Here is a 23698-nt window from a genome sequence, read left to right on the forward strand (position 1 = left end):
CGGATGCAAACGCATACCGGGCTTTTCAAAACAGGCGATGGAGTATGGTTAACGCAGCGCCCACCACTCGCGCAGACAGACTTTGCCTTCCGGGCAGCTTTTACAACTGCCAGAGAGGCAGCCGTCAGGTTCTTCCTGAATCCGCACGGCTTTGCCCATGCTTTCCAGCTGTTGCAGCATGGCGTTAATCATTGGCTGCGGCGTGTTCAATGTCTGGCTTATCTGGGCCGCTTCCATACGGCCCCGTAACGCCAGCAAATCACGTACCTGAATAAGTGAAGCCATTAATGGCAATCACCGGTGGTGCTGGCTGCGCAGCAACTGCTTACCGATTTGCGCGTTGCCAGCAGTTCGATATTCACCCGGCTACGCGCGCGGCGCAGCAGACCGATAACCACGATGTTAAACAGGATAACCGCCAGAATGCACACCAGGCTGTAAGTTGGATGCTGGCTGTAGCTGGCGACTTGATAGAACAATGTTGCCAGCGAGTAAGCGATATTCAGCCCCCACAAGATGGAGAAGCCCATCCAGCCACGGCTTGATTCACGGGCGATAGCACCCATCACCGAGATGCACGGTACGTACAGCAGGACGAAAATCAGGTAGCTGTATGCGGCAGCTGCGCTACCGAATTTCTGATCCATCACACCCATCGCCCCGGTACCCATTTCGCCGTCGCCTTTGCTCGCTTCAATCGGGTTCATCAGTACGCTAAGGCTGAAGGTGTCTTTCAGGCTCTGCCAGGTTTCATCTACCGCACTGAACAGCTCTTCACCGAGGTTAAATTCCGCCGGATTGAACTCTTCGTCCTGAATATTTTCTGCGGTGTAGAGGGTGTTGAGCGTACCCACCACCACTTCTTTCGCCATTGCGCCTGTAAACAGGCCAACCGTTGCCTGCCAGTTATCTTCATGCACGCCAATCGGCTTGAAGACTGGGGTGATCACCCGGCTGACGGAAGCCAGCGCCGAGTCGTTGATGTTATCGACGATTTTCCCGCTCAGAGAGAAGCTGTTGAAAGCACTCAGGAAAATGCTGACGATGATAATCACTTTACCAGCACGCAGAACGAAGCCTTTCAGACGCTGCCAGGTCTGGATAATCAGGCTTTTAACGTGTGGTACATGGTAGACCGGCAGCTCCATGACAAACGGCGTCGCTTCACCGCGCATGATGGTGTACTTGAGCATCAGGCCAGTCAGCACCGCCATCACAATACCGAGCATATACAGCGAGAAGACCGCCAGCGCACCGTTCTGCCCGAAGAAAGCAGCCGCAAATACTGCGAAGATAGCCAGACGCGCGCCGCAGGACATAAACGGTGCCATCATGATGGTCATCAGACGTTCACGCGGTGCATCAAGCGTACGTGCGCCCATTACCGACGGTACGTTACAACCGAAACCAACGATCAGCGGTACAAAGGATTTCCCCGGCAAGCCCAGCGCCTGCATCAGACGGTCCATCACAAACGCCGCACGCGCCATATAGCCGGAGTCCTCAAGGAAGGAGAGGAACAGGTACATCATGCCGATCTGCGGCACCAGTGGCAGCACGGTGTTAATACCGCCGCCCAGGCCCTGGGCGAGGAAGATAGTCAGCCAGTCCGGGAAGTGGAGCGTGTAGCCAATCCACTGAATACCATGCACAAACAGCGCCACGGAACCGACATCAAACAGCGGCTGTAACGCCCCGCCGATGTTGATAGCCAGCAGGAACATCAGGTACATCACAAAGAGGAAAATCGGCAGACCGAGGAAACGGTTGAGCACGATTTTATCTACCGCAGTGGTGAAACGGCTGGGTTCTGCCGTCAGGGTGTTGCTTACCACATCACAGATGGCAGCAATGCACTGGTAACGCGCATCGGCAATGTGCAGCGCCGGATCGTCCATCTCATTACGCAGACGGGCGAGGGCGGCATCCAGATGCTGCGACGCTTCACCGGCGTAGGCGCGGCTGTAGATATCGCCTTCCAGCATTTGCAGGCCCAGCCAGCGACGTTGTTTCAGCGGGATGTCGGAAGGCATCACTTTTGCCAGTGAATCTGCTTCGTTGAGTAGCGGCTGTGCGTAATGCACCAGTTCCACATTCTCGTTAGCTTTATAGCGATCAATCGCCAGCTTGAGCGCTTCAATACCGCGACCACGGGTTGAAACCAGCGGGATCACCGGGCAGCCAAGACGCGCCGACAGAGCATCAATTTCAATACGAATATTTTGCTTCTCGGCAATGTCGAGCATGTTCAGTGCCACGATGCAGGGAATGCCGAGTTCCAGCAGTTGCAGCGTCAGGTACAGGTTACGCTCAAGGTTAGACGCATCCACCACGTTAATCAGCAGGTCGGCGTCGCCACTCAGAATATAGTGACAGGCGATTTGCTCATCGAGCGAGGTCTGCGATGAGATGGTGGTCAGAGAATAGGTGCCGGGCAGGTCCACCAGCGTGACCTGATGATCGGTGGTGGAGAATTGCCCTTCTTTACGTTCGACGGTAACGCCAGCCCAGTTACCTACACGCTGACGTGCACCAGTGAGCTGGTTAAATAAGGTTGTCTTGCCAGAATTTGGATTACCAATTAAGCCAATGGTTAATTTTTTCATTGTTGTTATCACCGTATTAACAGGAAACCGCTTCCACTTCTAATAAGGCCAGATCTTTTTTGCGTAATACCAGGCTCACACGACGGGTTTCGATATGAATGGGGTCGCCGAGTGGAGCGACGCGCACCACATTAAAAGAGGAGCCTGGTAACATGCCTAGAGAAAGCAGTTTTTGGCGATATGCCGGGCTGATTTCACGGGAAAAGCCAGTGATTTTCCACGCAGTATCTGGAGTGTATTGCATAGGTGCCTACTTGTTTCTCATTAACTGGATAACTACCTCATGGGGCGTTTGACAGCGACATGAGACCAGATGATTTGCCAACGAAGGAGAGATTAAATAATCAACAACACAATGATAATGAGAATGGTTTCTATCAGCAATACTTAAAATGTGTGCGAATGTTGGTTTGAATAATAATCTGACTCAATGTTGATGTGGCTCAAGGTTATATCGCAGCGAAAATATAATTCGAATAGCGAATTACCAGGACTGGTTAATGTTTAATTAAGGTTTCATTTGTTAATGAAGTGATAAATATTAACGGAATATATTGTGAGTTTGGCTGTGGAATAAAAAGGCCGGAGATATTCTCCGGCACTTTTATGTCAGGCAAGGCGTTCGTTGCCAGATGCGGCGTGAACGCTTTATCTGGCAGGTTTACGTTTGTCTATCAGGGCGTTTAACGTTTTTTGCCCATTGCCGCCGCCAGCGCATCCATCATCGCGCTGTTACCGGCAGGCTGCGCTTCACGCCCACGCGGTTTGGCTGCCGGGCGGTTGTTTTGCGGGCGTTCATTCCCGCCGCCGCGACGCGCGTTGGTTTCGCCAGGCTGCTCGTCCAGACGCATAGTCAGGGCGATACGTTTGCGCTGAAGATCCACTTCCAGCACTTTCACCTTCACAATATCGCCCGCTTTCACCACGGTATGCGGATCTTCCACAAACTTATTCGACAATGAAGAGATGTGAACCAGGCCGTCCTGATGCACGCCGATATCGACAAACGCGCCAAAGTTGGTGACGTTGGTCACTGCGCCTTCGAGGATCATCCCCGGTTGCAGGTCGTTCATTGTCTCGACGCCATCGGCAAACTGAGCGGTTTTAAATTCCGGACGCGGATCGCGACCCGGTTTTTCCAGCTCTTTGATGATGTCAGTTACCGTCGGTACACCGAATTTTTCATCAGTAAAGTCAGACGCTTTCAGGTTACGCAGCTCGCTGCTGTTACCCATCAGATCTTTCAGTGCCTGCTGTGTTGCTGCCAGAATGCGTTCCACCACCGGATAGGCTTCCGGGTGGACGGTAGACGCGTCCAGCGGGTTATCACCATGGTTAATGCGCAAGAAGCCCGCGCACTGCTCGAAGGCTTTCGGCCCCAGACGGCTCACTTTCAGCAGTTGCTGACGGTTCTGGAACTGACCGTTCTCATCGCGCCAGGCAACGATGTTTTGCGCCATCATGCGCGTCAGGCCCGCCACGCGAGTTAACAGCGGAACAGAAGCGGTGTTGAGATCAACACCAACAGCGTTTACGCAGTCTTCTACTACTGCATCCAGTTTGCGTGCCAGCTGCGTCTGGCTGACGTCATGCTGATACTGACCTACGCCGATAGATTTCGGATCGATTTTCACCAGCTCCGCCAGCGGATCTTGCAAACGACGGGCGATAGATACCGCGCCACGCAGCGAAACGTCGAGATCCGGGAACTCCTGCGCTGCCAGCTCGGAAGCCGAGTAAACCGACGCGCCTGCTTCGCTGACGATCACTTTCTGCGCGGTCACTTTCGGGAACTGCTTCTGCACGTCGAGATAGAAACGCTCAGTTTCGCGGGAAGCTGTACCGTTGCCGATCGCCACCAGTTCAACATTATGCTTTTCACACAGGGCAGCAACGGTCATCGCTGCTTTTGCGGCTTGTCCGGTGTGCGGGTAAATGGTATCGGTCGCCACCAGTTTGCCAGTTGCATCGACCACCGCTACTTTTACCCCGGTACGCAGACCCGGATCGAGGCCCATCGTTGCACGCAGTCCGGCTGGGGCCGCCATCAGCAGATCGTGCAGGTTACGGGCAAAGACGTTGATTGCTTCATCTTCCGCGCGTTCGCGCACGGTGCCCATCAGTTCGGTTTCCAGATGCATCAGCACCTTGATGCGCCACGTCCAGCTCACCACGCCTTTGCGCCAGCTATCCGCCGGGGCATTGTTCAGGCGCAGGCCGAGATGATCCATAATGATTTGCTCGCAATAGCTCTCTTTTGGCGGCTCATCGAACTGCGGATCGGCATTCAGCGAAAGCTGAAGTACGCCTTCGTTACGACCACGGAACATCGCCAGCGCGCGGTGAGAAGGCACCGTTGACAGCGGTTCGTGATGATCGAAATAGTCGCGGAATTTCGCCCCTTCCTCTTCTTTACCACTCACCACCGTAGAAACTAAATGCGCGTTCTTCCACAGATAATCACGCACTTTCGCCAGCAGCGCGGCATCTTCGGCAAACCGTTCCATCAGGATATAGCGCGCGCCGTCCAGCGCGGCTTTGGTATCTGCCACGCCTTTATCGGCATCAACATATTGTGCAGCGGCGACTTCTGGCGTGTGTGATGGAGAGCTCCACAGCAGGTCAGCCAACGGCTCAAGCCCTGCTTCAATGGCGATTTGCCCGCGGGTGCGGCGTTTAGGTTTGTAGGGCAGGTAGAGGTCTTCGAGTTCGGTTTTGCTTAGTGTGGCGTTGATGGCATTCGCCAGCTCGTCAGTGAGTTTGCCTTGCTCGGAAATGGACTTGAGGATCGCCTGACGTCTCTCTTCCAGCTCGCGCAGATAGCTCAGACGCGTTTCCAGATTACGCAGCTGCGTGTCATCCAGACCGCCGGTAATTTCCTTACGATAACGTGCGATAAACGGCACGGTATTCCCTTCGTCAAGCAGGCGAACGGCAGCGTCAACCTGTTCCGGGCGCGCCTGAATTTCACCCGCAATAATGCGGCAGAACGAATCATTCATCATGGTTTGAGTTCATCTTTTTGGATCAAAAATCAAGGGATAGTTATACGGACTGGCTGGCAAAAATGCCAGCCATCGGCAGGAGGTTAAGACTCTTCCTTACGGTTTCACGTACTCGATAGCATTAACATACCAGCTCGCTTCCCCGGCAGGGGTATTGACCACCGCCAGGTCGCCCACCTCTTTTTTCAGCAATGCGCGAGCCATCGGGGAATCGATAGAGATGTAATCTTTACGGCCAAAAATTTCATCGTAGCCGACAATACGGAAACGGTGAGTCACGCCATCGTCGTTTTCAATCTCCACCCACGCGCCAAAAAAGACTTTGCCTTCCTGCTGCGGGGAGTAATCGACGATTTTGAGATTTTCCATGCATTTAGTGAGATAGCGCACGCGACGGTCGATTTCACGCAGGCGCTTTTTATTATACTGATAGTCAGCATTTTCGCTGCGGTCGCCCAGACTTGCGGCCCAGGTCACCTTTTTTGTGACCTCCGGGCGTTCTTCACGCCAGAGATAATTAAGCTCTTGTTTGAGTTTTTCATACCCTTCCCGGGTAACCAGGGGCGTTTTCATCTCGTTGATTCCCTTTGTCTGTTTGATAATGCGCACATTGGGTATAACGTGATCATATCAACAGAATCAATAATGTTTCGCCGAATAAATTGTATACTTAAGCTGCTGTTTAATATGCTTTGTAACAATTTAGGCTGAAATTCATACCAGATTTAGCTGGTGACGAACGTGAGCTTTTTTAAGAATACACGCTTACAAATTGTTGCGAACCTTTGGGAGTACAAACAATGCAAGAGAACTACAAGATTCTGGTGGTCGATGACGACATGCGCCTGCGCGCGCTGCTGGAACGTTATCTCACCGAACAAGGCTTCCAGGTTCGAAGCGTCGCTAATGCAGAACAGATGGATCGCCTGCTGACTCGTGAATCTTTCCATCTTATGGTACTGGATTTGATGTTACCTGGTGAAGATGGCTTGTCGATTTGCCGACGTCTTCGTAGCCAGAGCAACCCGATGCCGATCATTATGGTGACGGCGAAAGGGGAAGAAGTGGACCGTATCGTTGGCCTGGAGATTGGCGCTGACGACTACATTCCAAAACCGTTTAACCCGCGTGAACTGCTGGCCCGCATTCGTGCGGTGCTGCGTCGTCAGGCGAACGAACTGCCGGGCGCGCCGTCACAGGAAGAGGCGGTAATTGCTTTCGGTAAGTTCAAACTTAACCTCGGTACGCGCGAAATGTTCCGCGAAGACGAGCCGATGCCGCTCACCAGCGGTGAGTTTGCGGTACTGAAGGCACTGGTCAGCCATCCGCGTGAGCCGCTCTCCCGCGATAAGCTGATGAACCTTGCCCGTGGCCGTGAATACTCCGCAATGGAACGCTCCATCGACGTGCAGATTTCGCGTCTACGCCGCATGGTGGAAGAAGATCCGGCGCATCCGCGTTACATTCAGACCGTCTGGGGTCTGGGCTACGTCTTTGTACCGGACGGTTCTAAAGCATGAGGCGATTGCGCTTCTCGCCACGAAGTTCATTTGCCCGTACGTTATTGCTCATCGTCACCTTGCTGTTCGTCAGCCTGGTGACGACTTATCTGGTGGTGCTGAACTTCGCGATTTTGCCGAGCCTCCAGCAGTTTAATAAAGTCCTCGCGTACGAAGTGCGTATGTTGATGACCGACAAACTGCAACTGGAGGACGGCACGCAGTTGGTTGTGCCTCCCGCTTTCCGTCGGGAGATCTACCGGGAGCTGGGGATCTCTCTCTATTCCAACGAAGCTGCCGAAGAGGCCGGTCTGCGTTGGGCACAACACTATGAATTCTTAAGCCATCAGATGGCGCAGCAACTGGGCGGCCCGACGGAAGTGCGCGTTGAGGTCAACAAAAGTTCTCCTGTCGTCTGGCTGAAAACCTGGCTGTCGCCCAATATCTGGGTGCGCGTGCCGCTGACCGAAATTCATCAGGGTGATTTTTCTCCGCTGTTCCGCTATACGCTGGCGATTATGCTATTGGCGATAGGCGGGGCGTGGCTGTTTATCCGTATCCAGAACCGACCGTTGGTCGATCTCGAACATGCTGCTCTGCAGGTCGGTAAAGGGATTATTCCGCCGCCGCTGCGTGAATATGGCGCGTCCGAGGTGCGTTCGGTTACCCGCGCCTTTAACCATATGGCGGCTGGTGTTAAGCAACTGGCGGATGATCGCACGCTGCTGATGGCGGGGGTAAGTCATGATCTACGTACGCCGCTGACGCGCATTCGCCTGGCAACCGAGATGATGAGCGAGCAGGATGGCTACCTGGCCGAATCGATCAATAAAGATATCGAAGAGTGCAACGCCATCATTGAGCAGTTTATCGACTACCTGCGCACCGGGCAGGAGATGCCGATGGAAATGGCGGATCTCAACGCAGTGCTCGGTGAGGTGATTGCCGCCGAAAGTGGCTATGAGCGGGAAATTGAAACCGCGCTTTACCCCGGCAGCATTGAAGTGAAAATGCACCCGCTGTCGATCAAACGTGCGGTGGCGAATATGGTGGTGAACGCCGCCCGTTACGGCAATGGCTGGATCAAAGTCAGCAGCGGAACGGAGCCGAATCGCGCCTGGTTCCAGGTGGAAGATGACGGTCCGGGAATTGCGCCGGAACAACGTAAGCACCTGTTCCAGCCGTTTGTTCGCGGCGACAGTGCGCGCACCATTAGCGGCACGGGATTAGGGCTGGCAATTGTGCAGCGTATCGTGGATAACCATAACGGCATGCTGGAGCTTGGCACCAGCGAGCGGGGCGGGCTTTCCATTCGCGCCTGGCTGCCTGTGCCGGTAACGCGGGCGCAGGGTGCGACAAAAGAAGGGTAAATAAAACGGGAGGCGAAGGTGCCTCCCGTTTTGCTTTCTATAAGATACTGGATAGATATTCTCCAGCTTCAAATCATTACAGCTTCGGACCAGCCGCTACCAGCGCGGCACCCGCTGGGGTGTCGGTGTATTTATCGAAGTTGTCGATAAACAGTTTCGCCAGCGTTTCAGCTTTTTCCTGCCACTGTTCCGGAGAAGCGTAGGTGTTACGCGGATCGAGAATCTTCGTGTCTACGCCCGGCAGTTCGGTTGGGATCGCCAGGTTAAACATCGGCAGAGTGAAGGTTTCTGCGTTATCCAGCGAACCGTTGAGGATGGCGTCGATAATGGCGCGGGTATCTTTAATGGAGATACGTTTGCCAGTGCCGTTCCAGCCGGTGTTAACCAGATACGCCTGCGCGCCTGCCGCCTGCATACGTTTCACCAGCACTTCTGCGTATTGGGTCGGGTGCAGCGACAGGAATGCCGCGCCGAAGCAAGCGGAGAAGGTTGGCGTCGGTTCGGTGATGCCGCGCTCTGTACCGGCCAGTTTGGCGGTGAAGCCAGAGAGGAAGTGGTACTGGGTTTGATCGGCAGTCAGACGAGAAACCGGCGGCAATACGCCGAAAGCATCTGCGGTCAGGAAGATAACTTTAGTTGCGTGGCCCGCTTTGGACACCGGCTTAACGATGTTTTCGATGTGATAGATCGGATAAGAAACGCGGGTGTTCTCGGTTTTTGAACCATCATCAAAGTCGATAGTGCCATCTTCACGCACGGTGACGTTTTCCAGCAGCGCATCACGACGGATAGCGTTGTAGATTTCAGGTTCCGCTTCTTTCGACAGCTTGATAGTTTTTGCGTAGCAGCCGCCTTCGAAGTTAAATACGCCGTCATCGTCCCAGCCGTGCTCGTCATCGCCAATCAGGCGACGTTTCGGGTCGGTGGAAAGGGTGGTTTTACCGGTGCCGGAAAGGCCGAAGAACACCGCAACATCGCCTTTCTCGCCAACGTTGGCGGAGCAGTGCATAGAAGCGATACCTTTCAGCGGCAGCAGGTAGTTCATCATTGAGAACATCCCTTTCTTCATTTCGCCGCCGTACCAGGTGCCGCCAATCAGCTGCATGCGCTCGGTCAGGTTAAACGCCACGAAGTTTTCGGAGTTCAGACCCTGTTCTTTCCACTGCGGGTTAGTGCACTTCGCGCCGTTCATAACGATAAAGTCTGGTTTGAAACCTGCCAGCTCTTCATCGCTCGGGCGAATAAACATGTTTTTGACAAAATGCGCCTGCCAGGCCACTTCGGTGATGAAACGGACGGAAAGACGAGTATCCGGGTTCGCACCACAGAAGGCGTCGACAACGAACAGACGTTTGCCGGAAAGCTGTTTGGTCACCAGGCCTTTCAGATGCTGCCAGGTTTCCGGAGAGAGAGGTTTGTTGTCGTTCTTACCTTTGCCTTTGTCTGCCCACCAGAAAGTATCGCGAGTGGTATCGTCACGGACGATATACTTATCTTTTGGTGAACGACCGGTGAAGATCCCGGTATCGACGGCAACGGCACCCAGATTAGTTAACACCCCGCGCTCATAACCTGTCAGGCTCGGATCGAGCTCTTCCTGATACAGCAGGTCGTAGCTTGGGTTGTAAACGATATCATGTACGTCACTGATACCATAAGCCTCGAGTTCTTGCGGGGTCAAACCATTGTTAACGCGCATTTCACTGCTCCTTAGCCAATATGTATTGCCTGAATAGTAAAGTCTTTTTGGGGGTGTTAACCGCGACAAGGCTCATAGATTTACGTATCTGGAGAAATTCATATTTGACAAAAAACTCCGTGATTCCTGTCACGAAACGGTTGCTATTATCGCAGAAATAGCATTTTAGGTGTGGAAAATGTTCTCAAAAGGTTAAATCTTGGTTTATATGGCGGGAATATTGTGAGTGGAATCGCATTCCTGAATGAAATTGATGCAAATTCAATCGGTAAAGTATCGATTCACCACGCTAACTTTTTTTGATTATTTTCTGAAAAAAGCAAAATACTACGGCCCGGATGCGATAATTAACCCACTTTTTGATTCTGGATAACTAACATGGATAACGTTGAGCTTTCACCCGCAACACGCTGGGGGATGATTGCTACCGGATTACTTCAGGGTCTGGTTTGCTACCTGCTGATCGCCTGGCTTGCCGGAAAAAATCACAGTTGGATTGTTTATGGCGTGCCTGCGACCGTCGCGTTTTCATCCGTTTTACTCTTCTCCGTGATCTCCTTTAAACAGCAGCGCCTTTGGGGATGGCTGGCGCTGGTGTTTATTGCCACGCTAGGGATGAGCGGTTGGCTAAAGTGGCAAATTGATGGCATGAACCACTGGAGAGCAGAAAAGGCGCTTTGGGATTTTGGCTGCTATCTGCTGCTGATGGCAATGTTGTTGCTACCGTGGATACAACAAAGCCTTCGCATCCGCAATGACAGTAGCCGCTATCGCTATTTTTACCAGTCAGTATGGCATAACGTACTTATATTACTGGTGATTTTTCTTGCCAATGGCTTGACATGGCTGGTACTTTTACTGTGGGGCGAGTTGTTTAAACTTGTTGGCATCACGTTTTTCAAAACGCTCTTTTTTGCAACCGACTGGTTTATTTATCTCACGTTAGGTCTGGTTACCGCACTGGCGGTGATCCTCGCGCGTACACAGTCACGTTTAATCGACTCTATTCAAAAGTTGTTCACGTTAATCGCCACGGGGTTGCTGCCGTTAGTATCATTGCTAACCCTGATGTTTATTATCACCCTGCCGTTTACGGGCCTGAGCGCGATTTCTCGCCACATCTCCGCCGCCGGGTTGCTGTTGACGCTGGCATTTTTGCAATTGATCTTAATGGCTATTGTCCGCGATCCCCAAAAAGCGTCACTTCCCTGGACAGGGCCGTTGCGTTGCCAGATTAAAACCGCTTTGCTGGTTGCTCCGCTGTATGTGTTCGTCGCCGCCTGGGCGTTATGGCTGCGGGTCGCTCAGTACGGCTGGACTGTCGACCGCTTGCAGGGCGCGCTGGCGGTGCTGGTGTTACTGGTGTGGTCGCTGGGGTATTTTGTCAGCATCGTCTGGCGTAATGGGCAAAATCCCCTTGTTCTTCAGGGCAAAGTGAACCTTGCGGTTTCGTTATTGGTGTTGGTGATACTGGTGCTTCTTAATTCGCCGGTGCTGGACAGTATGCGTATTAGCGTGAACAGTCATATGGCGCGTTATCAGAGCGGCAAAAACACGCCAGACCAGGTAAGTCTCTATATGCTCGAACAGAGCGGTCGCTATGGACGTGCGGCGCTTGAGTCGCTGAAAAGCGATGCCGAGTATATGAAAGACCCGAAACGTGCGCGGGATCTGCTGATGGCGCTAGATGGAGAGCAACATCTTCATGAACAGGTATCGGAAAAAGTATTAGCCGAAAATGTGTTAATTGCCCCAGGCTCTGGCAAACCGGATACGGCATTCTGGTCGGCCTTAATCCAGGATCGCTATAACGTGATGACCTGTATTGAAAAAGACGCCTGCGTACTGGTCGAGCAAGATCTGAATAGTGATGGCAGGGCAGAGCGGATCCTCTTTGCCTTTGATGATGAAAGATACATTGTCTATGGCTTTGATCCTGACAAGAAAGAATGGCAAGAGCTTACGATGAGTTTACTTCCGCGTGATATAACGAAAGAAAAATTACTCACAGCTGTGAAGGATGGAAAACTGGGAACGAAGCCTAAAGCGTGGCGCGATCTTGTAGTGGATGGTGAAAGGCTGGATGTGAATCTGAATGAGTGACAAAGCGCATCAGGTGTATTAGTCGTAAAATCCGGCAGAGCCCTCTCTGCCGGATATACTCATTAATGAACTTGCGGATCTGCCGGAGAGGCGTTATTGCGGATTTCAGCAATATCCATCGCATTGAACAGATAGTGGTTACCGCAGTAATCGCAATGCATGTCAATTTCGCCATCTTCCGCCAGGATACTATCGACTTCTTCATCCGGCAGCGTTTTTAGCGCGTCGGCGCAACGTTCACGCGAACAGGTGCATTTGAACTCCACATCCTGCGGATCGTAAACCGTCACCTCTTCTTCGTGATACAAACGCCACAACACTTCGTTTGCCGGTAAGGTCAGCAGTTCTTCGGTTTTGATGGTTTCGGTTAGCGTCGCCAGGTGGTCAAAGTCGTCCTGCTGGGCATTTTGCGCAGGCATTACCTGCAACAACATACCGCCTGCAGCCGGTTTGCCGTCTACGTCGCCGGTGCGAATAAACAGGCGCGTCGGCAGCTGTTCAGAACGCATAAAGTAATCTTCCAGGCAGGCCGCCAGGGTATCACCTTCCAGACCCACCACGCCCTGATAGCGTTCACCTTCGCTCGGGGTGATGGTGATCACCACGTAACCATTGCCGACCAGCGTTTTCAGGTCGGCATTTTCTGGAATTTCGCCCTGCACGCGCGCCACACCGCGCATCTGCTGGTTGTTGTTACCGTTGATGACTGCCAGATTCATCGGGCCGTCGCCTTGCAGCTGTACGGTGATATCACCATCAAATTTCAGCGTAGCGGTTAACAGGCTGGTCGCAACCAGCAGTTCTGCCAGTACGTTTTTAACGGGCTGCGGATAATCGTGATTCTCAAGGATCTGTTGCAGGGTTTCCGAAACGGTTACCAGTTCGCCGCGCACGGCAAAGTTTTCAAACAGATAGCGATGTAATTGGTCATGTTGCGGCATAATCATCTCTCTTGCAGGTGACAGTTATTCACTGTCGCCGTGTTTAAATCGTAACAGGTCGCGGCGCTCTTTTTTGTCCGGGCGTCGGTCCGGGTGCGGCATGGTTAAGGCATTAAGTTTACGTGCCAGCGCCATTTTTTCGCGTTTCTCTACACTTTCCGCAGTCTCTTCATACAGCAAGGCTGCCTCGCTGGCGGGGCGACGCTGTTCAGTAATCGCCTTTACAATCACCGTGCGTTCGTCATTTCCCTGGCGCAGAGTGAGCGTGGCATTCAGCTCGACGATTTTGCTCGGCTTGCTGCGCTGCCCGTTGTAATGCACCTTACCGCCTTCAATCATTTCACGGGCCAGCGCGCGGGTTTTATAAAAACGGGCGGCCCATAGCCATTTATCCAGTCGAACCTCAACAGCAGGTTTTTCTTTCATGGCGTCTCCTTCACATTAGCGAGGGGATCAGGCGGCGGTAGTCATTCAGTGACGGATGGCGTTGATACTGTTTCTCGGCAATCCCGGAGTCAGGATTAGTCACGCCGAGGCAGTAACGAATACCAAATTGCGCGGCAGCATCGAGAATCGCTTCGCTGTCATCAATAAACAGCGTTCTTTCAGCTTTCAGTCCCGTAGCTTCGGCCACCGCATGCCATAACCGCTGATCCTCTTTCGGATAACCAAATGTGTGGGTGGAAAGTAATAAATCAAGGTGTGCGTCCAGACCGGTATGCTCAAGTTTTACCGCCAGGTTGTGCGGATGAGCATTGGTGAGCAAAATTCGCTGCTTACCGCTGGCTTTCAGTGCCTCAAGAAACGGAATGGTATCTTCACGCAGTACGGCACGCGGTCCCATCTCGGTGGTCATCGCACAGATATCCAGACCCAGTTGCTCACTCCAGTAATCAAGACAGTACCAGTTTAGCGTATGCTGTACGTCGTGATATTGCTGGCGCATATATTCCATCGCTTCCTGTGGCGTAACCCCGTTTTTCGCGCCCCATGTTTCAGGCACCAGCTTTTGCCAGAAATAATTATCGAAGGCGAGGTCGAGCAACGTGCCGTCCATATCCAGCAGAACGGTATCTACGTCCTGCCAGGCAATGTTGATATGCATGAGGGAAATCTCCAGAGTGAAGCAATTTGCGCGACAGGGTAGCATAACCTGCCGCGCAAACGTGTTATTCGATAAGGCTTTCTGAAGGGGTGATCAGTTGTGGGTTCAGGCAGCTTTCATAATAGGCCTGAATCTTCATCATGCGAGTACGATGACGCTGGTAACGACGCCAGGCCTGTACGCCATTATAAATGGCGCTACCCAGCATCGTCAGTAGGAGCAGAGTGGTGCTGAGATAGCGCCACAGGCCGGAACGATCCGGGATCGGATGAAGGCCTATATGTTGCGTACCATTGGCGTCAGTGAAGATTTTTGTGACGATACCTTCGGCGTTAAACGGCGTATGCATCAGCATTTGTGCCAGTTTCTGGAAAGCGTTCCACTGTTCTTGCGGCGGGTAGTCGTAAAGTGATGCCGAAGGCCAGGGCTGATCAACAAAATCGCTGCCTTCGTCGCTGACAATCAGGAATCCGCCGGGGGCCGGACTGTTTAGTGATTGTGCCGCTCGCGCCGTTTCATGCGTGATAAACGGCGCGGTGGAGGTTGCCACCAGGTTATCCAGTGATTCCGCACTCACCGGGCGTAATAACACATTCACGCCATCGAGTTTCCCAGCGTTGGCGCGTTTTACCAGCGCGTCCCAGTCTTTACTGTTGCCGAGATTGACCAGCGCATTTTTCAGTCGCACACAGTCATCTTTGGCAGAACACAGATCCGCTGTCTTCAGTACTATGTCGCCAAAATCATCAAGCAATACCATGCCGGATTTTTGAATTGCTGAACGTAATGAGGCGCTGACGCGAGATTCATCTTCCGGTTTAGGGTGCAGCTGGCGATTAACTGCTTCGGTCAATGCCGTCGCTTTGTTGACCAATTCAGATTCTGGTAATGGCAATGAGCGGGCGTCATTCCAGATGATCTGCGAGCAGTCAAACGGTAAAAAAGGTGAGTTGGTTTTCGCGCTCCAGGTACCGGAAGTGCGAATATTACACATTCCCGTACCGCTAATACGCAATGTATCGCCAACCCGCACGCCAGCGTCAGCCAGTTGTTTCACGCTGGTGGCTTCAATGGTCTGCGCGCCTTTCATCCACGAGAGGGTGAATTTCAGCGGCATATCCAGCGGGATCCAGAATAACAGCATAAACAGCACCAGTAGCGAGCCCGCAGCGATAATCGTACTGCGCAGCCAGTGCTGTAACGGAAAGTTTTTTACTTCATCATGGAGCGAAAGATATCGCCCCTGACGCACTACGTGGCGGTCGAGATAGATATCGATATCGGTTTGTTGACCGAGATCCTGAGCAATGTATGGCTGCCAGTGTGCGGGGTAGACCAGGTCGATAATACCGAGTGAAATATTGTTGATCTGTTCCTGATCGTTTTCGCCAAACAATCCCCAACGACGGGGTGTACCGCGCAGACAATGAATTTCCCGCAGGGAGGATTTTGCCGGGGGCGCGAATAGCCCCCACAGACCTGCGCCCAGCAGCAGTAACGCGCCGCCTGCCAGCCACGGAACAAATACATCCGGGGTAATCAGGCAGAAAAAGAACATCAGGAATGAGGCGACAATCAGCAACGCTTCACGCAGCCCGCGCGGACGACTTAGCGCATACTCTTCGTGCGTTTCTTTGCGAATATTGAGTAGCTCGATTTGCTCACTCTCTTCCCCGCGAATCGACGCCTGCGTGGACGGAACAGGTTGCAAGGCATAGCCGCGAGTTTCCTGCATGTACTCCTGCAGCGTATGACCGTTGAGTGAAATAACCAGCGGCAGCGAATCGGTATGAATCAGTTCAACGGTATTCTCATCGTTGATGTACTGTTCCCAGAAGGGGGGCAGGTGGACTTCTACCGAATCGAGGTAGTAACGCCATTTATTCGGATCGTCGGTAGAGATGCCGTAACGCGTGATAGCGTGTGTCAGCATCATGACGTTGTTGCTTTCGGCATTCAGCGCCAGAGAGATCGGTGCCGCGCTGGCTCCCGTTGGGCCAGGCACCTGTAATACCTGCGTCAGGATCTCAAGATAATTTTCAACGGCGCTATGTTCTTCAGGTGTGAGTTTACGCGTTTGCGCATCCGCGAAGGCGTTGGTCCAGGGCAGCTGACGCCGTCTGGATCGCACTTTTATCAGCCATCCCGCAAGTAGTGAGCAGGCCAGCAAAGCAGCTAAAAAAATCACAATGGTGCTCATGCTTTCCCCATCTTACTTAGTCTGTCAGGCGTGGTCAGTCGCACCGGACACAAAACATGATTCTGCGGTTGGCTATCGGCAAGCGTGGAGTTTAACTTGAGCATCATTAAGCACATCACAGTAACCGCTGATCATAGCAAACCCTCTGAAGGCGGAATATCAGCAAATTCCTGGAGTTATTTCAACCTATTGACTTTTAATTTGATTTGAGGACGATTATTTATTAAGTTACATAAATGTAAATAACATGCAATTCACATTGCCGAAAGCGTGTCCGATATCGCACAATAACCGCTGATTTCACAGCATAGATCCCACGATGAGCAAATCATTACAAAAACCCACCATTCTGAATGTTGAAACTGTAGCCCGTTCCCGACTGTTTACCGTCGAAAGCGTGGATCTGGAGTTCAGCAATGGCGTGCGGCGTGTTTATGAACGAATGCGTCCAACCAACCGGGAAGCAGTGATGATTGTGCCGATTGTGGACGATCACCTGATCCTGATCCGCGAATACGCAGTGGGAACTGAATCCTACGAATTAGGTTTTTCGAAAGGATTAATTGATCCGGGTGAAAGCGTCTTCGAAGCCGCGAACCGCGAGCTAAAAGAAGAGGTGGGATTTGGTGCGAACGATCTGACTTTTTTGAAGAAGCTCAGCATGGCACCGTCTTACTTTTCCAGCAAAATGAATATCGTGGTAGCGCAAGATCTCTACCCGGAATCGCTGGAAGGCGATGAGCCAGAGCCGCTACCACAGGTGCGCTGGCCGCTGGCGCATATGATGGATTTGCTGGAAGACCCTGACTTCAACGAAGCGCGTAATGTCAGCGCGCTGTTCCTCGTGCGCGAATGGTTGAAGGGGCAGGGGCGGTTGTAAATGCGTGAAGTTTGCCTGATGCATAATGCTTATCAGGCCTGTGCGGCTCCTGCAATATATTGATTTTTCTAGATGTTGCTAGACGGGTAAAGTGTTCACGCCGTATCCGGTATAAACAAAGTGCACTTTGTCAGCAAACTTAAAAAGGCGCTGAAGCGCCTTTTTAATCAGAACAATTCCTGTGCCTCGCCATTATCGATAATGGTCGTTCCCACCTCGTGCACCGCCTGTTGTGTCGGCTGCGTACCTTCGATGAAATACTCTTCGCGGCTGTTGCCACCATTAGCTAACTGCCCGGTGCTGCGATCGATATTCACCGTCACAATACCCGGCGGCGGCGTCAGCGGCTGCTCCGGCACACCTTCAAGAACGGCTTTCATATAAGCGTCCCATGCAGGCTGGGCACTCTTGGCACCGCCTTCGTAACCTGAGATCTGATCTTTAATCGCTCCGGAAGCCGTTGTATGACCGAGATTACGACGGTGATCATCAAAGCCAATCCAGACCGAGGTCACAACGCCCGGACCGTAACCCGAAAACCACGCATCTTTCGAACTGTTAGTGGTACCGGTTTTCCCGCCGATATCGCGACGCTGCAAATCACGACCTGCACGCCAGCCAGTACCCTGCCAGCCTGGCTCACCAAAGATATTGGTGTTCAAAGCACTCTTAATCAGGAATGCCAGCGGAGTGTTGATGACGTGCGGTGCGTACTCCTGTGCGCCAGTCTTCGCCACTAACGCCTGATTTGCCTGCTCCAGCTGCGGCATTGGTACAGAAACATTCTGCTGCTCGCGGGAGATAGCGACATCTTCAACATCGTTATTTTCCAGCACGTTCGATTTCTGCGTATCACCGTAAATCACTGGAATATCGCATTCCGGGCAGGCCACTTTCGGTTTCGCTTCGAAAATCACGCCGCCCTGATCGTTTTCAATTTTGCTGATAAACCACGGGTCCACCAGGAAGCCGCCGTTCGCCATGACCGCGTAGCCGCGCGCCACCTGCATTGGGGTGAATGACGCTGAACCCAGCGCCAGCGATTCGGTGTGGACAATGTTTTGTGCCGGGAAGCCGAAGCGTTGCAGATATTCTGCAGCGTAGTCGACGCCCATCGCCCGCATTGCGCGTACCATCACCACGTTTTTCGACTGACCCAGCCCCTGACGTAAGCGAATTGGACCGGCATACTGCGGTGGTGAGTTCTTCGGCTGCCAGTCAGAACCGGCACCTGCGTCCCAGCGAGAAATTGGCACATCGTTCAACATACTTGCCAGCGTCAGACCTTTATCCATCGCCGCGGTGTAGAGGAACGGTTTGATGTTGGAACCCACCTGACGCAGTGCCTGGGTGGCGCGGTTAAACTTGCTCTGATTGAAATCAAAGCCACCGACCAACGCCATAACGGCACCGTTTTGCGGATTGATCGACACCAGTGCCGAGTTCACTTCCGGCACTTGTGCCAGCCACCATGCATCGCCAACCTGATGAACCCAGATTTGCTGACCCGTTTGCAGAACATCAGTCACTTTACGCGGCGTCGGTCCCTGCTGAGTATCCGAACGGTAAGGACGCGCCCAGCGAACGCCTTCCATACTCAATGCGACGGTCGACCCGTCCGCCAGCATTGCCGTCGCTTCCTGAGGATTGGCGCTGGTGACTGCAGCAGGCAGCAGCGGACCATAGGTCGGCAGCGCCTTCAGCGTATCGGTAATCTTGTTGTTATCCCACGCCGACTCGCCCACTTTCCACAGCACATTTGCCGGGCCGCGATAGCCGTGGCGCATGTCGTAGTCCAGCACGTTATTACGTACCGCCTGCTGTGCGGCCTGCTGCACTTTGCGGGTGATAGTGGTGTAAATGCGATAACCGTCTTCATAGGCACTTTCGCCATAACGGTTATACATCTCCTGGCGCACCATTTCGCTCAGGTACGGCGCAGAAAAAGCAATCTCCGGCGCGTGATAGTTAGCGTTAATCGCCTCAGTGCGTGTCTGATCGAACTGTTGTTGGGTGATATACCCTTCATCCAGCATCCGCGATAGCACGACGTTACGCCGCGCGACGGCACGATCCATCGAGTAGAGCGGGTTGAAGGTGGAAGGCGCTTTCGGCAGCCCGGCTATCACAGCCATTTCGTTCAGCGTCAGTTGGTCGACCGTTTTCCCGAAATAGACTTGTGCCGCAGCACCGACACCATAGGCGCGGTAACCGAGGTAAATCTTGTTCAGATAAAGCTCGAGGATTTCGTCTTTCGTCAGCAACTGTTCAATGCGAATCGCGAGGAAGACTTCCTTAATCTTACGCATCAGCGTGCGTTCTGGACTGAGGAAGAAGTTTCTCGCCAGCTGCTGGGTAATGGTACTTGCCCCTTGTGACGCGTGGCCGGAGAACAGCGCCACACTTGCCGCACGGAAGATCCCCACCGGGTCAACGCCGTGATGCTCGTAGAAGCGGCTGTCTTCCGTCGCGATAAAGGCTTTCACCATCTCCGGCGGGATTTGATCCAGCGTAACCGGAATACGACGTTTCTCACCGTATTGAGCAATCAGCTCGCCATCGGCGCTGTAAATCTGCATCGGAATTTGCAGGCGAACATCTTTTAATGTCGCCACATCCGGCAGTTGTGGCTCGATGTAGCGGTATAGGCCATAAATCGAGCCTGCTCCCAGCAGAATGCAACAGACTGCAAGGATCAAAAAATACTTTACGAACTTCACTGGAAATTTCCCATTTAGTTTCATTTGGGCAGTTTATAAACAAACGCGCGGTAGTATAAAGGCAAGCCAGACGCATTGATATACCCGTCAGAGTGACGGGTGATAAGGAGATCATCACAATGGCATTTAAGATCTGGCAAATTGGTTTGCATTTACAACAGCAAGAAGCGGTAGCGGTTGCGATCGTGCGGGACGCAAAAGAATGCTTTTTGCAACGCTGGTGGCGGTTGCCGTTGGCGCACGACATTATCAAAGATGGGCGGATTGTTGATGCGCAGCGGCTGGCTAAAACGTTGTTACCGTGGAGTCGCGAACTGCCGCAGCGCCATCACATCATGTTGGCGTTTCCCGCCAGTCGCACATTACAGCGGTCATTTCCGCGCCCGTCGATGTCCCTCGGTGAGCGGGAGCAAACGGCCTGGCTTTCCGGGACGATGGCCCGCGAGCTGGATATGGATCCGGACTCCCTGCGCTTCGATTACAGCGAAGACTCACTCAGTCCCGCCTATAACGTGACTGCCGCGCAAAGCAAAGAGCTGGCAACGCTGCTTACTCTGGCAGAAAGGTTGCGTGTTCATGTGAGCGCGATCACCCCGGATGCCAGTGCATTACAGCGATTCCTGCCTTTTTTACCTTCTCATCAGCAATGTCTGGCCTGGCGTGATAACGAACAGTGGCTGTGGGCGACACGCTATCGCTGGGGGCGCAAACTGGCGGTGGGGATGACTAGCGCGAAGGAGCTGGCGGCAGCGTTATCCGTTGATCCCGAAAGCGTCGCGATATGTGGCGAAGGGGGATTTGATCCCTGGGAGGCCGTTTCTGTTCGTCAGCCGCCGTTACCGCCGCCAGGTGGAGACTTTGCCATCGCGCTGGGGCTGGCGCTTGGGAAGGCGTACTGATGAACCCGCCAATTAATTTTTTGCCCTGGCGACAGCAACGCCGGACCGCTTTTCTTCGTTTCTGGTTGTTGATGTTCGTTGCGCCTCTGCTGCTGGCCGTCGGGATAACGCTAATACTGCGTCTGACAAGCAGCGCCGAAGCGCGCGTAGACGCCGTTTTGCTTCAGGGGGAACAACAACTCGCCCGCAGCTTACAGATAACGAAACCACGTTTGCTGGAGCGCCAACAAATTCGTGAGCAGCGTTTGCAAAGGCAGCGCCAGCGACAATTTACCCGCGACTGGCAATCTGCGCTGGAAGCACTGGCGGCGCTTTTACCCGAGCACGCCTGGCTGACAACGATAAGCTGGCAGCAGGGAACGCTGGAGATCAAGGGGCTGACAACAAGCATTACCGCGTTAAACGCACTAGAAACGTCACTCCGCCAGGATGCATCTTTTCATCTCAATCAGCGGGGGGCCACGCAGCAGGATGCGCAGGGACGCTGGCAATTTGAGTATCAGTTAACAAGGAAGGTTAGCGATGAACATGTTCTTTGACTGGTGGTTCGCCACATCACCCCGCCTCCGCCAGTTTTGCTGGGCAGTCTGGTTGCTGATGTTAGTTACGCTCATTTTTCTGTCATCGACACACCATGAAGAGAGCGACGCATTAATTCGACTACGGGCAAGTCATCACCAGCAGTGGGCCGCACTGTATCGCCTGGTAGACACCACTCCCTTCAGCGAGGAAAAAACGCTGCCCTTTTCGCCTCTGGATTTTCAGTTATCCGGCGCGCAACTGGTTTCCTGGCATCCATCCGCGCAGGGAGGTGAGTTGGCGTTGAAAACGCTGTGGGAAGCAGTGCCGTCGGCATTTACACGGCTGGCAGAGCGCAACGTCAGCGTGAGCCGTTTTTCATTAAGCGTGGAAGGTGATGATCTTTTGTTCACGCTACAACTGGAGACGCCGCATGAGGGTTAAACGCTGGTTGTTGGCAGGTATTGCATTGTGCCTTTTAACCGGTATGCGTGACCCTTTTAAACCGCCGGAAGATCTATGCCGGATTAGCGAACTTAGCCAGTGGCGCTATCAGGGGATGGTAGGGCGAGGCGAGCGCATCATCGGTGTAATAAAAGACGGGCAAAAGAAATGGCGACGGGTGCAGCAAAACGATGTGCTGGAAAACGGCTGGACAATTTTACAGCTGACGCCAGACGTACTAACGCTGGGTACCGGGACAAACTGCGAACCGCCACAATGGTTGTGGCAACGGCAAGGAGATACAAATGAAGCAATGGATAGCCGCACTACTGTTGATGCTGATACCTGGCGTACAGGCGGCAAAGCCGCAAAAAGTGACGCTGATGGTGGATGACGTTCCGGTAGCTCAGGTGTTGCAGGCGCTGGCTGAACAGGAGAAGTTGAACCTGGTGGTGTCGCCAGACGTCAGCGGTACGGTGTCGTTACATCTAACAGATGTTCCCTGGAAGCAGGCACTACAAACTGTAGTGAAAAGCGCCGGACTGATAACGCGCCAGGAGGGCAACATTCTCTCAGTGCATTCCATTGCCTGGCAGAATGACAATATCGCCCGTCAGGAAGCGGAGCAGGCGCGGGCGCAGGCAAATCTGCCGCTGGAAAATCGCAATATTACTCTGCAATACGCCGACGCCGGAGAGCTGGCGAAAGCTGGGGAGAAGCTACTGAGTGCCAAAGGGAGTATGACCGTCGATAAACGCACCAATCGCCTTTTGCTACGAGATAACAACACGGCGTTAAGTGCCCTTGAACAGTGGGTAGCGCAAATGGATCTGCCGGTCGGGCAGGTTGAGCTGTCGGCGCATATTGTCACCATTAATGAAAAAAGTTTGCGTGAGTTAGGCGTGAAATGGACGCTGGCCGATGCGCAACAAGCTGGTGGCGTTGGGCAAGTCACCACGCTTGGTAGCGACCTCTCCGTAGCGACGGCGACAACGCATGTCGGTTTTAACATTGGGCGCATCAACGGACGTTTGCTGGATCTTGAGCTTTCCGCGCTCGAACAAAAACAGCAGCTGGATATTATCGCCAGTCCGCGTCTGCTGGCCTCACATCTTCAGCCTGCCAGCATTAAACAGGGGAGCGAAATTCCATATCAGGTTTCCAGCGGGGAAAGTGGCGCGACGTCGGTGGAATTTAAAGAGGCCGTCCTGGGGATGGAGGTCACGCCCACGGTGTTACAAAAAGGTCGCATCCGGCTGAAATTACACATCAGCCAGAACGTTCCGGGGCAGGTGCTACAGCAGGCCGATGGCGAAGTGCTGGCGATTGATAAGCAGGAGATCGAAACGCAGGTCGAGGTCAAAAGCGGAGAAACGTTGGTGCTGGGCGGCATTTTTACCCGTAAAAATAAATCGGGTCAGGATAGCGTACCGTTGCTTGGCGACATTCCCTGGTTCGGGCAATTATTTCGCCATGACGGAAAAGAAGATGAACGACGCGAGTTAGTAGTGTTTATCACGCCACGACTGGTTTCCAGTGAGTAAACAGCCGTAAAAGCGGTAATGTTTTTACGCTGAACGTGTTTCATCTATTTGACGCGCGCAGGTATTTAGCATACAAGGAGTACCGATTTGAGAGTTGGTGCTCTTCGCTGCCTGCGTTCCATGATGATGATTTATCATTCAGGCGGCATTTTGCTGTCTTTTTT

At 53.0% G+C, this 23698-nt stretch carries 20 protein-coding genes; 9 read left to right on the plus strand and 11 right to left on the minus strand.

Annotation, left to right across the window (positions count from 1 at the left end; genetic code table 11):
• Window positions 1-48: 48 nt before the first annotated feature.
• From feoC to greB, 5 genes are all read right to left on the minus strand, one after another.
• Complete coding sequence (gene feoC, locus ACJHX3_RS17515; protein WP_001315049.1) at window positions 49-285, minus strand: [Fe-S]-dependent transcriptional repressor FeoC; 237 nt, start codon at window positions 283-285, stop codon at window positions 49-51.
• Window positions 285-2606, minus strand: coding sequence for a Fe(2+) transporter permease subunit FeoB (gene feoB, locus ACJHX3_RS17520; RefSeq protein ID WP_000737015.1), 2322 nt, complete (start codon window positions 2604-2606; stop codon window positions 285-287). The genes feoC and feoB overlap by 1 nt, the downstream gene beginning before the upstream one ends.
• A gap of 16 nt (window positions 2607-2622) precedes the next feature.
• Window positions 2623-2850 (minus strand): ferrous iron transporter A, encoded by a 228-nt coding sequence (gene feoA, locus ACJHX3_RS17525; RefSeq protein ID WP_001200455.1) that lies wholly within the window; start codon window positions 2848-2850, stop codon window positions 2623-2625.
• Between the two features lie 439 nt (window positions 2851-3289).
• Window positions 3290-5611 carry a Tex family protein gene (locus tag ACJHX3_RS17530; RefSeq protein ID WP_000980764.1) on the minus strand — a complete coding sequence of 774 codons (2322 nt, stop codon included), beginning with the start codon at window positions 5609-5611 and terminating at the stop codon, window positions 3290-3292.
• Window positions 5612-5707: 96 nt separating this feature from the next.
• Window positions 5708-6184, minus strand: coding sequence for a transcription elongation factor GreB (greB, locus tag ACJHX3_RS17535; RefSeq protein WP_000856744.1), 477 nt, complete (start codon window positions 6182-6184; stop codon window positions 5708-5710).
• Window positions 6185-6411: 227 nt separating this feature from the next.
• Here greB and ompR point away from each other — a divergent pair, with 227 nt between their 5' ends.
• Entirely contained in the window at window positions 6412-7131 is a 720-nt protein-coding gene (gene ompR, locus ACJHX3_RS17540) for a two-component system response regulator OmpR (RefSeq protein ID WP_001157751.1), read from the plus strand.
• Complete coding sequence (gene envZ / locus ACJHX3_RS17545; RefSeq protein ID WP_001253707.1) at window positions 7128-8480, plus strand: two-component system sensor histidine kinase EnvZ; 1353 nt, start codon at window positions 7128-7130, stop codon at window positions 8478-8480. The genes ompR and envZ overlap by 4 nt, the downstream gene beginning before the upstream one ends.
• Window positions 8481-8556: 76 nt before the next feature.
• Here the strand turns inward: envZ and pckA are convergent, their stop codons facing one another.
• The gene (gene pckA, locus ACJHX3_RS17550; RefSeq protein WP_001309803.1) at window positions 8557-10179 is read right to left on the minus strand and encodes a phosphoenolpyruvate carboxykinase (ATP); all 1623 of its coding nucleotides are present in this window, start codon (window positions 10177-10179) and stop codon (window positions 8557-8559) included.
• A gap of 378 nt (window positions 10180-10557) precedes the next feature.
• On the opposite strand from pckA, the gene ACJHX3_RS17555 reads away from it, so the two are divergent.
• Complete coding sequence (locus ACJHX3_RS17555; protein WP_094321743.1) at window positions 10558-12282, plus strand: DUF4153 domain-containing protein; 1725 nt, start codon at window positions 10558-10560, stop codon at window positions 12280-12282.
• A gap of 62 nt (window positions 12283-12344) precedes the next feature.
• Here the strand turns inward: ACJHX3_RS17555 and hslO are convergent, their stop codons facing one another.
• The 4 genes from hslO to igaA all read right to left on the minus strand — a co-directional run bounded on the left by hslO (window position 12345) and on the right by igaA (window position 16528).
• Window positions 12345-13223 (minus strand): Hsp33 family molecular chaperone HslO, encoded by an 879-nt coding sequence (hslO, locus tag ACJHX3_RS17560; protein WP_001135574.1) that lies wholly within the window; start codon window positions 13221-13223, stop codon window positions 12345-12347.
• A gap of 24 nt (window positions 13224-13247) precedes the next feature.
• A complete protein-coding gene (hslR, locus tag ACJHX3_RS17565; protein ID WP_000660483.1) occupies window positions 13248-13649 on the minus strand; it encodes a ribosome-associated heat shock protein Hsp15 in 402 nt (133 codons plus the stop codon).
• A gap of 10 nt (window positions 13650-13659) precedes the next feature.
• Window positions 13660-14328, minus strand: a complete 669-nt coding sequence (gene yrfG / locus ACJHX3_RS17570) for a GMP/IMP nucleotidase (RefSeq protein WP_001295168.1) — start codon at window positions 14326-14328, stop codon at window positions 13660-13662.
• 64 nt (window positions 14329-14392) lie between these two features.
• Window positions 14393-16528, minus strand: a complete 2136-nt coding sequence (igaA, locus tag ACJHX3_RS17575; RefSeq protein WP_094308390.1) for an intracellular growth attenuator protein IgaA — start codon at window positions 16526-16528, stop codon at window positions 14393-14395.
• A gap of 319 nt (window positions 16529-16847) precedes the next feature.
• On the opposite strand from igaA, the gene nudE reads away from it, so the two are divergent.
• The gene (gene nudE, locus ACJHX3_RS17580; protein ID WP_000045738.1) at window positions 16848-17408 is read left to right on the plus strand and encodes an ADP compounds hydrolase NudE; all 561 of its coding nucleotides are present in this window, start codon (window positions 16848-16850) and stop codon (window positions 17406-17408) included.
• A gap of 167 nt (window positions 17409-17575) precedes the next feature.
• Here the strand turns inward: nudE and mrcA are convergent, their stop codons facing one another.
• Window positions 17576-20128, minus strand: coding sequence for a peptidoglycan glycosyltransferase/peptidoglycan DD-transpeptidase MrcA (gene mrcA, locus ACJHX3_RS17585; RefSeq protein WP_094308389.1), 2553 nt, complete (start codon window positions 20126-20128; stop codon window positions 17576-17578).
• A gap of 119 nt (window positions 20129-20247) precedes the next feature.
• Between mrcA and hofM the strand changes: the two genes are divergently transcribed.
• The 5 genes from hofM to hofQ are packed head-to-tail and all read left to right on the plus strand — an operon-like array spanning window position 20248 to window position 23534.
• The gene (hofM, locus tag ACJHX3_RS17590) at window positions 20248-21027 is read left to right on the plus strand and encodes a DNA utilization protein HofM (RefSeq protein ID WP_001626094.1); all 780 of its coding nucleotides are present in this window, start codon (window positions 20248-20250) and stop codon (window positions 21025-21027) included.
• Complete coding sequence (gene hofN / locus ACJHX3_RS17595) at window positions 21027-21566, plus strand: DNA utilization protein HofN (protein ID WP_001069342.1); 540 nt, start codon at window positions 21027-21029, stop codon at window positions 21564-21566. The genes hofM and hofN overlap by 1 nt, the downstream gene beginning before the upstream one ends.
• Complete coding sequence (hofO, locus tag ACJHX3_RS17600; RefSeq protein WP_094308388.1) at window positions 21550-21990, plus strand: DNA utilization protein HofO; 441 nt, start codon at window positions 21550-21552, stop codon at window positions 21988-21990. The genes hofN and hofO overlap by 17 nt, the downstream gene beginning before the upstream one ends.
• On the plus strand, window positions 21980-22384 hold the full coding sequence (gene hofP, locus ACJHX3_RS17605; RefSeq protein WP_094308387.1) for a DNA utilization protein HofP: 405 nt from the start codon (window positions 21980-21982) through the stop codon (window positions 22382-22384). The genes hofO and hofP overlap by 11 nt, the downstream gene beginning before the upstream one ends.
• Window positions 22296-23534, plus strand: a complete 1239-nt coding sequence (gene hofQ / locus ACJHX3_RS17610; RefSeq protein WP_094321744.1) for a DNA uptake porin HofQ — start codon at window positions 22296-22298, stop codon at window positions 23532-23534. Before hofP ends, hofQ begins: the two co-directional genes overlap by 89 nt.
• Window positions 23535-23698 lie beyond the last annotated feature (164 nt).

The sequence above is a fragment of the Escherichia sp. WS1265 genome, assembly GCF_046487585.1.
Classification (GTDB): Bacteria; Pseudomonadota; Gammaproteobacteria; order Enterobacterales; family Enterobacteriaceae; genus Escherichia; species Escherichia coli.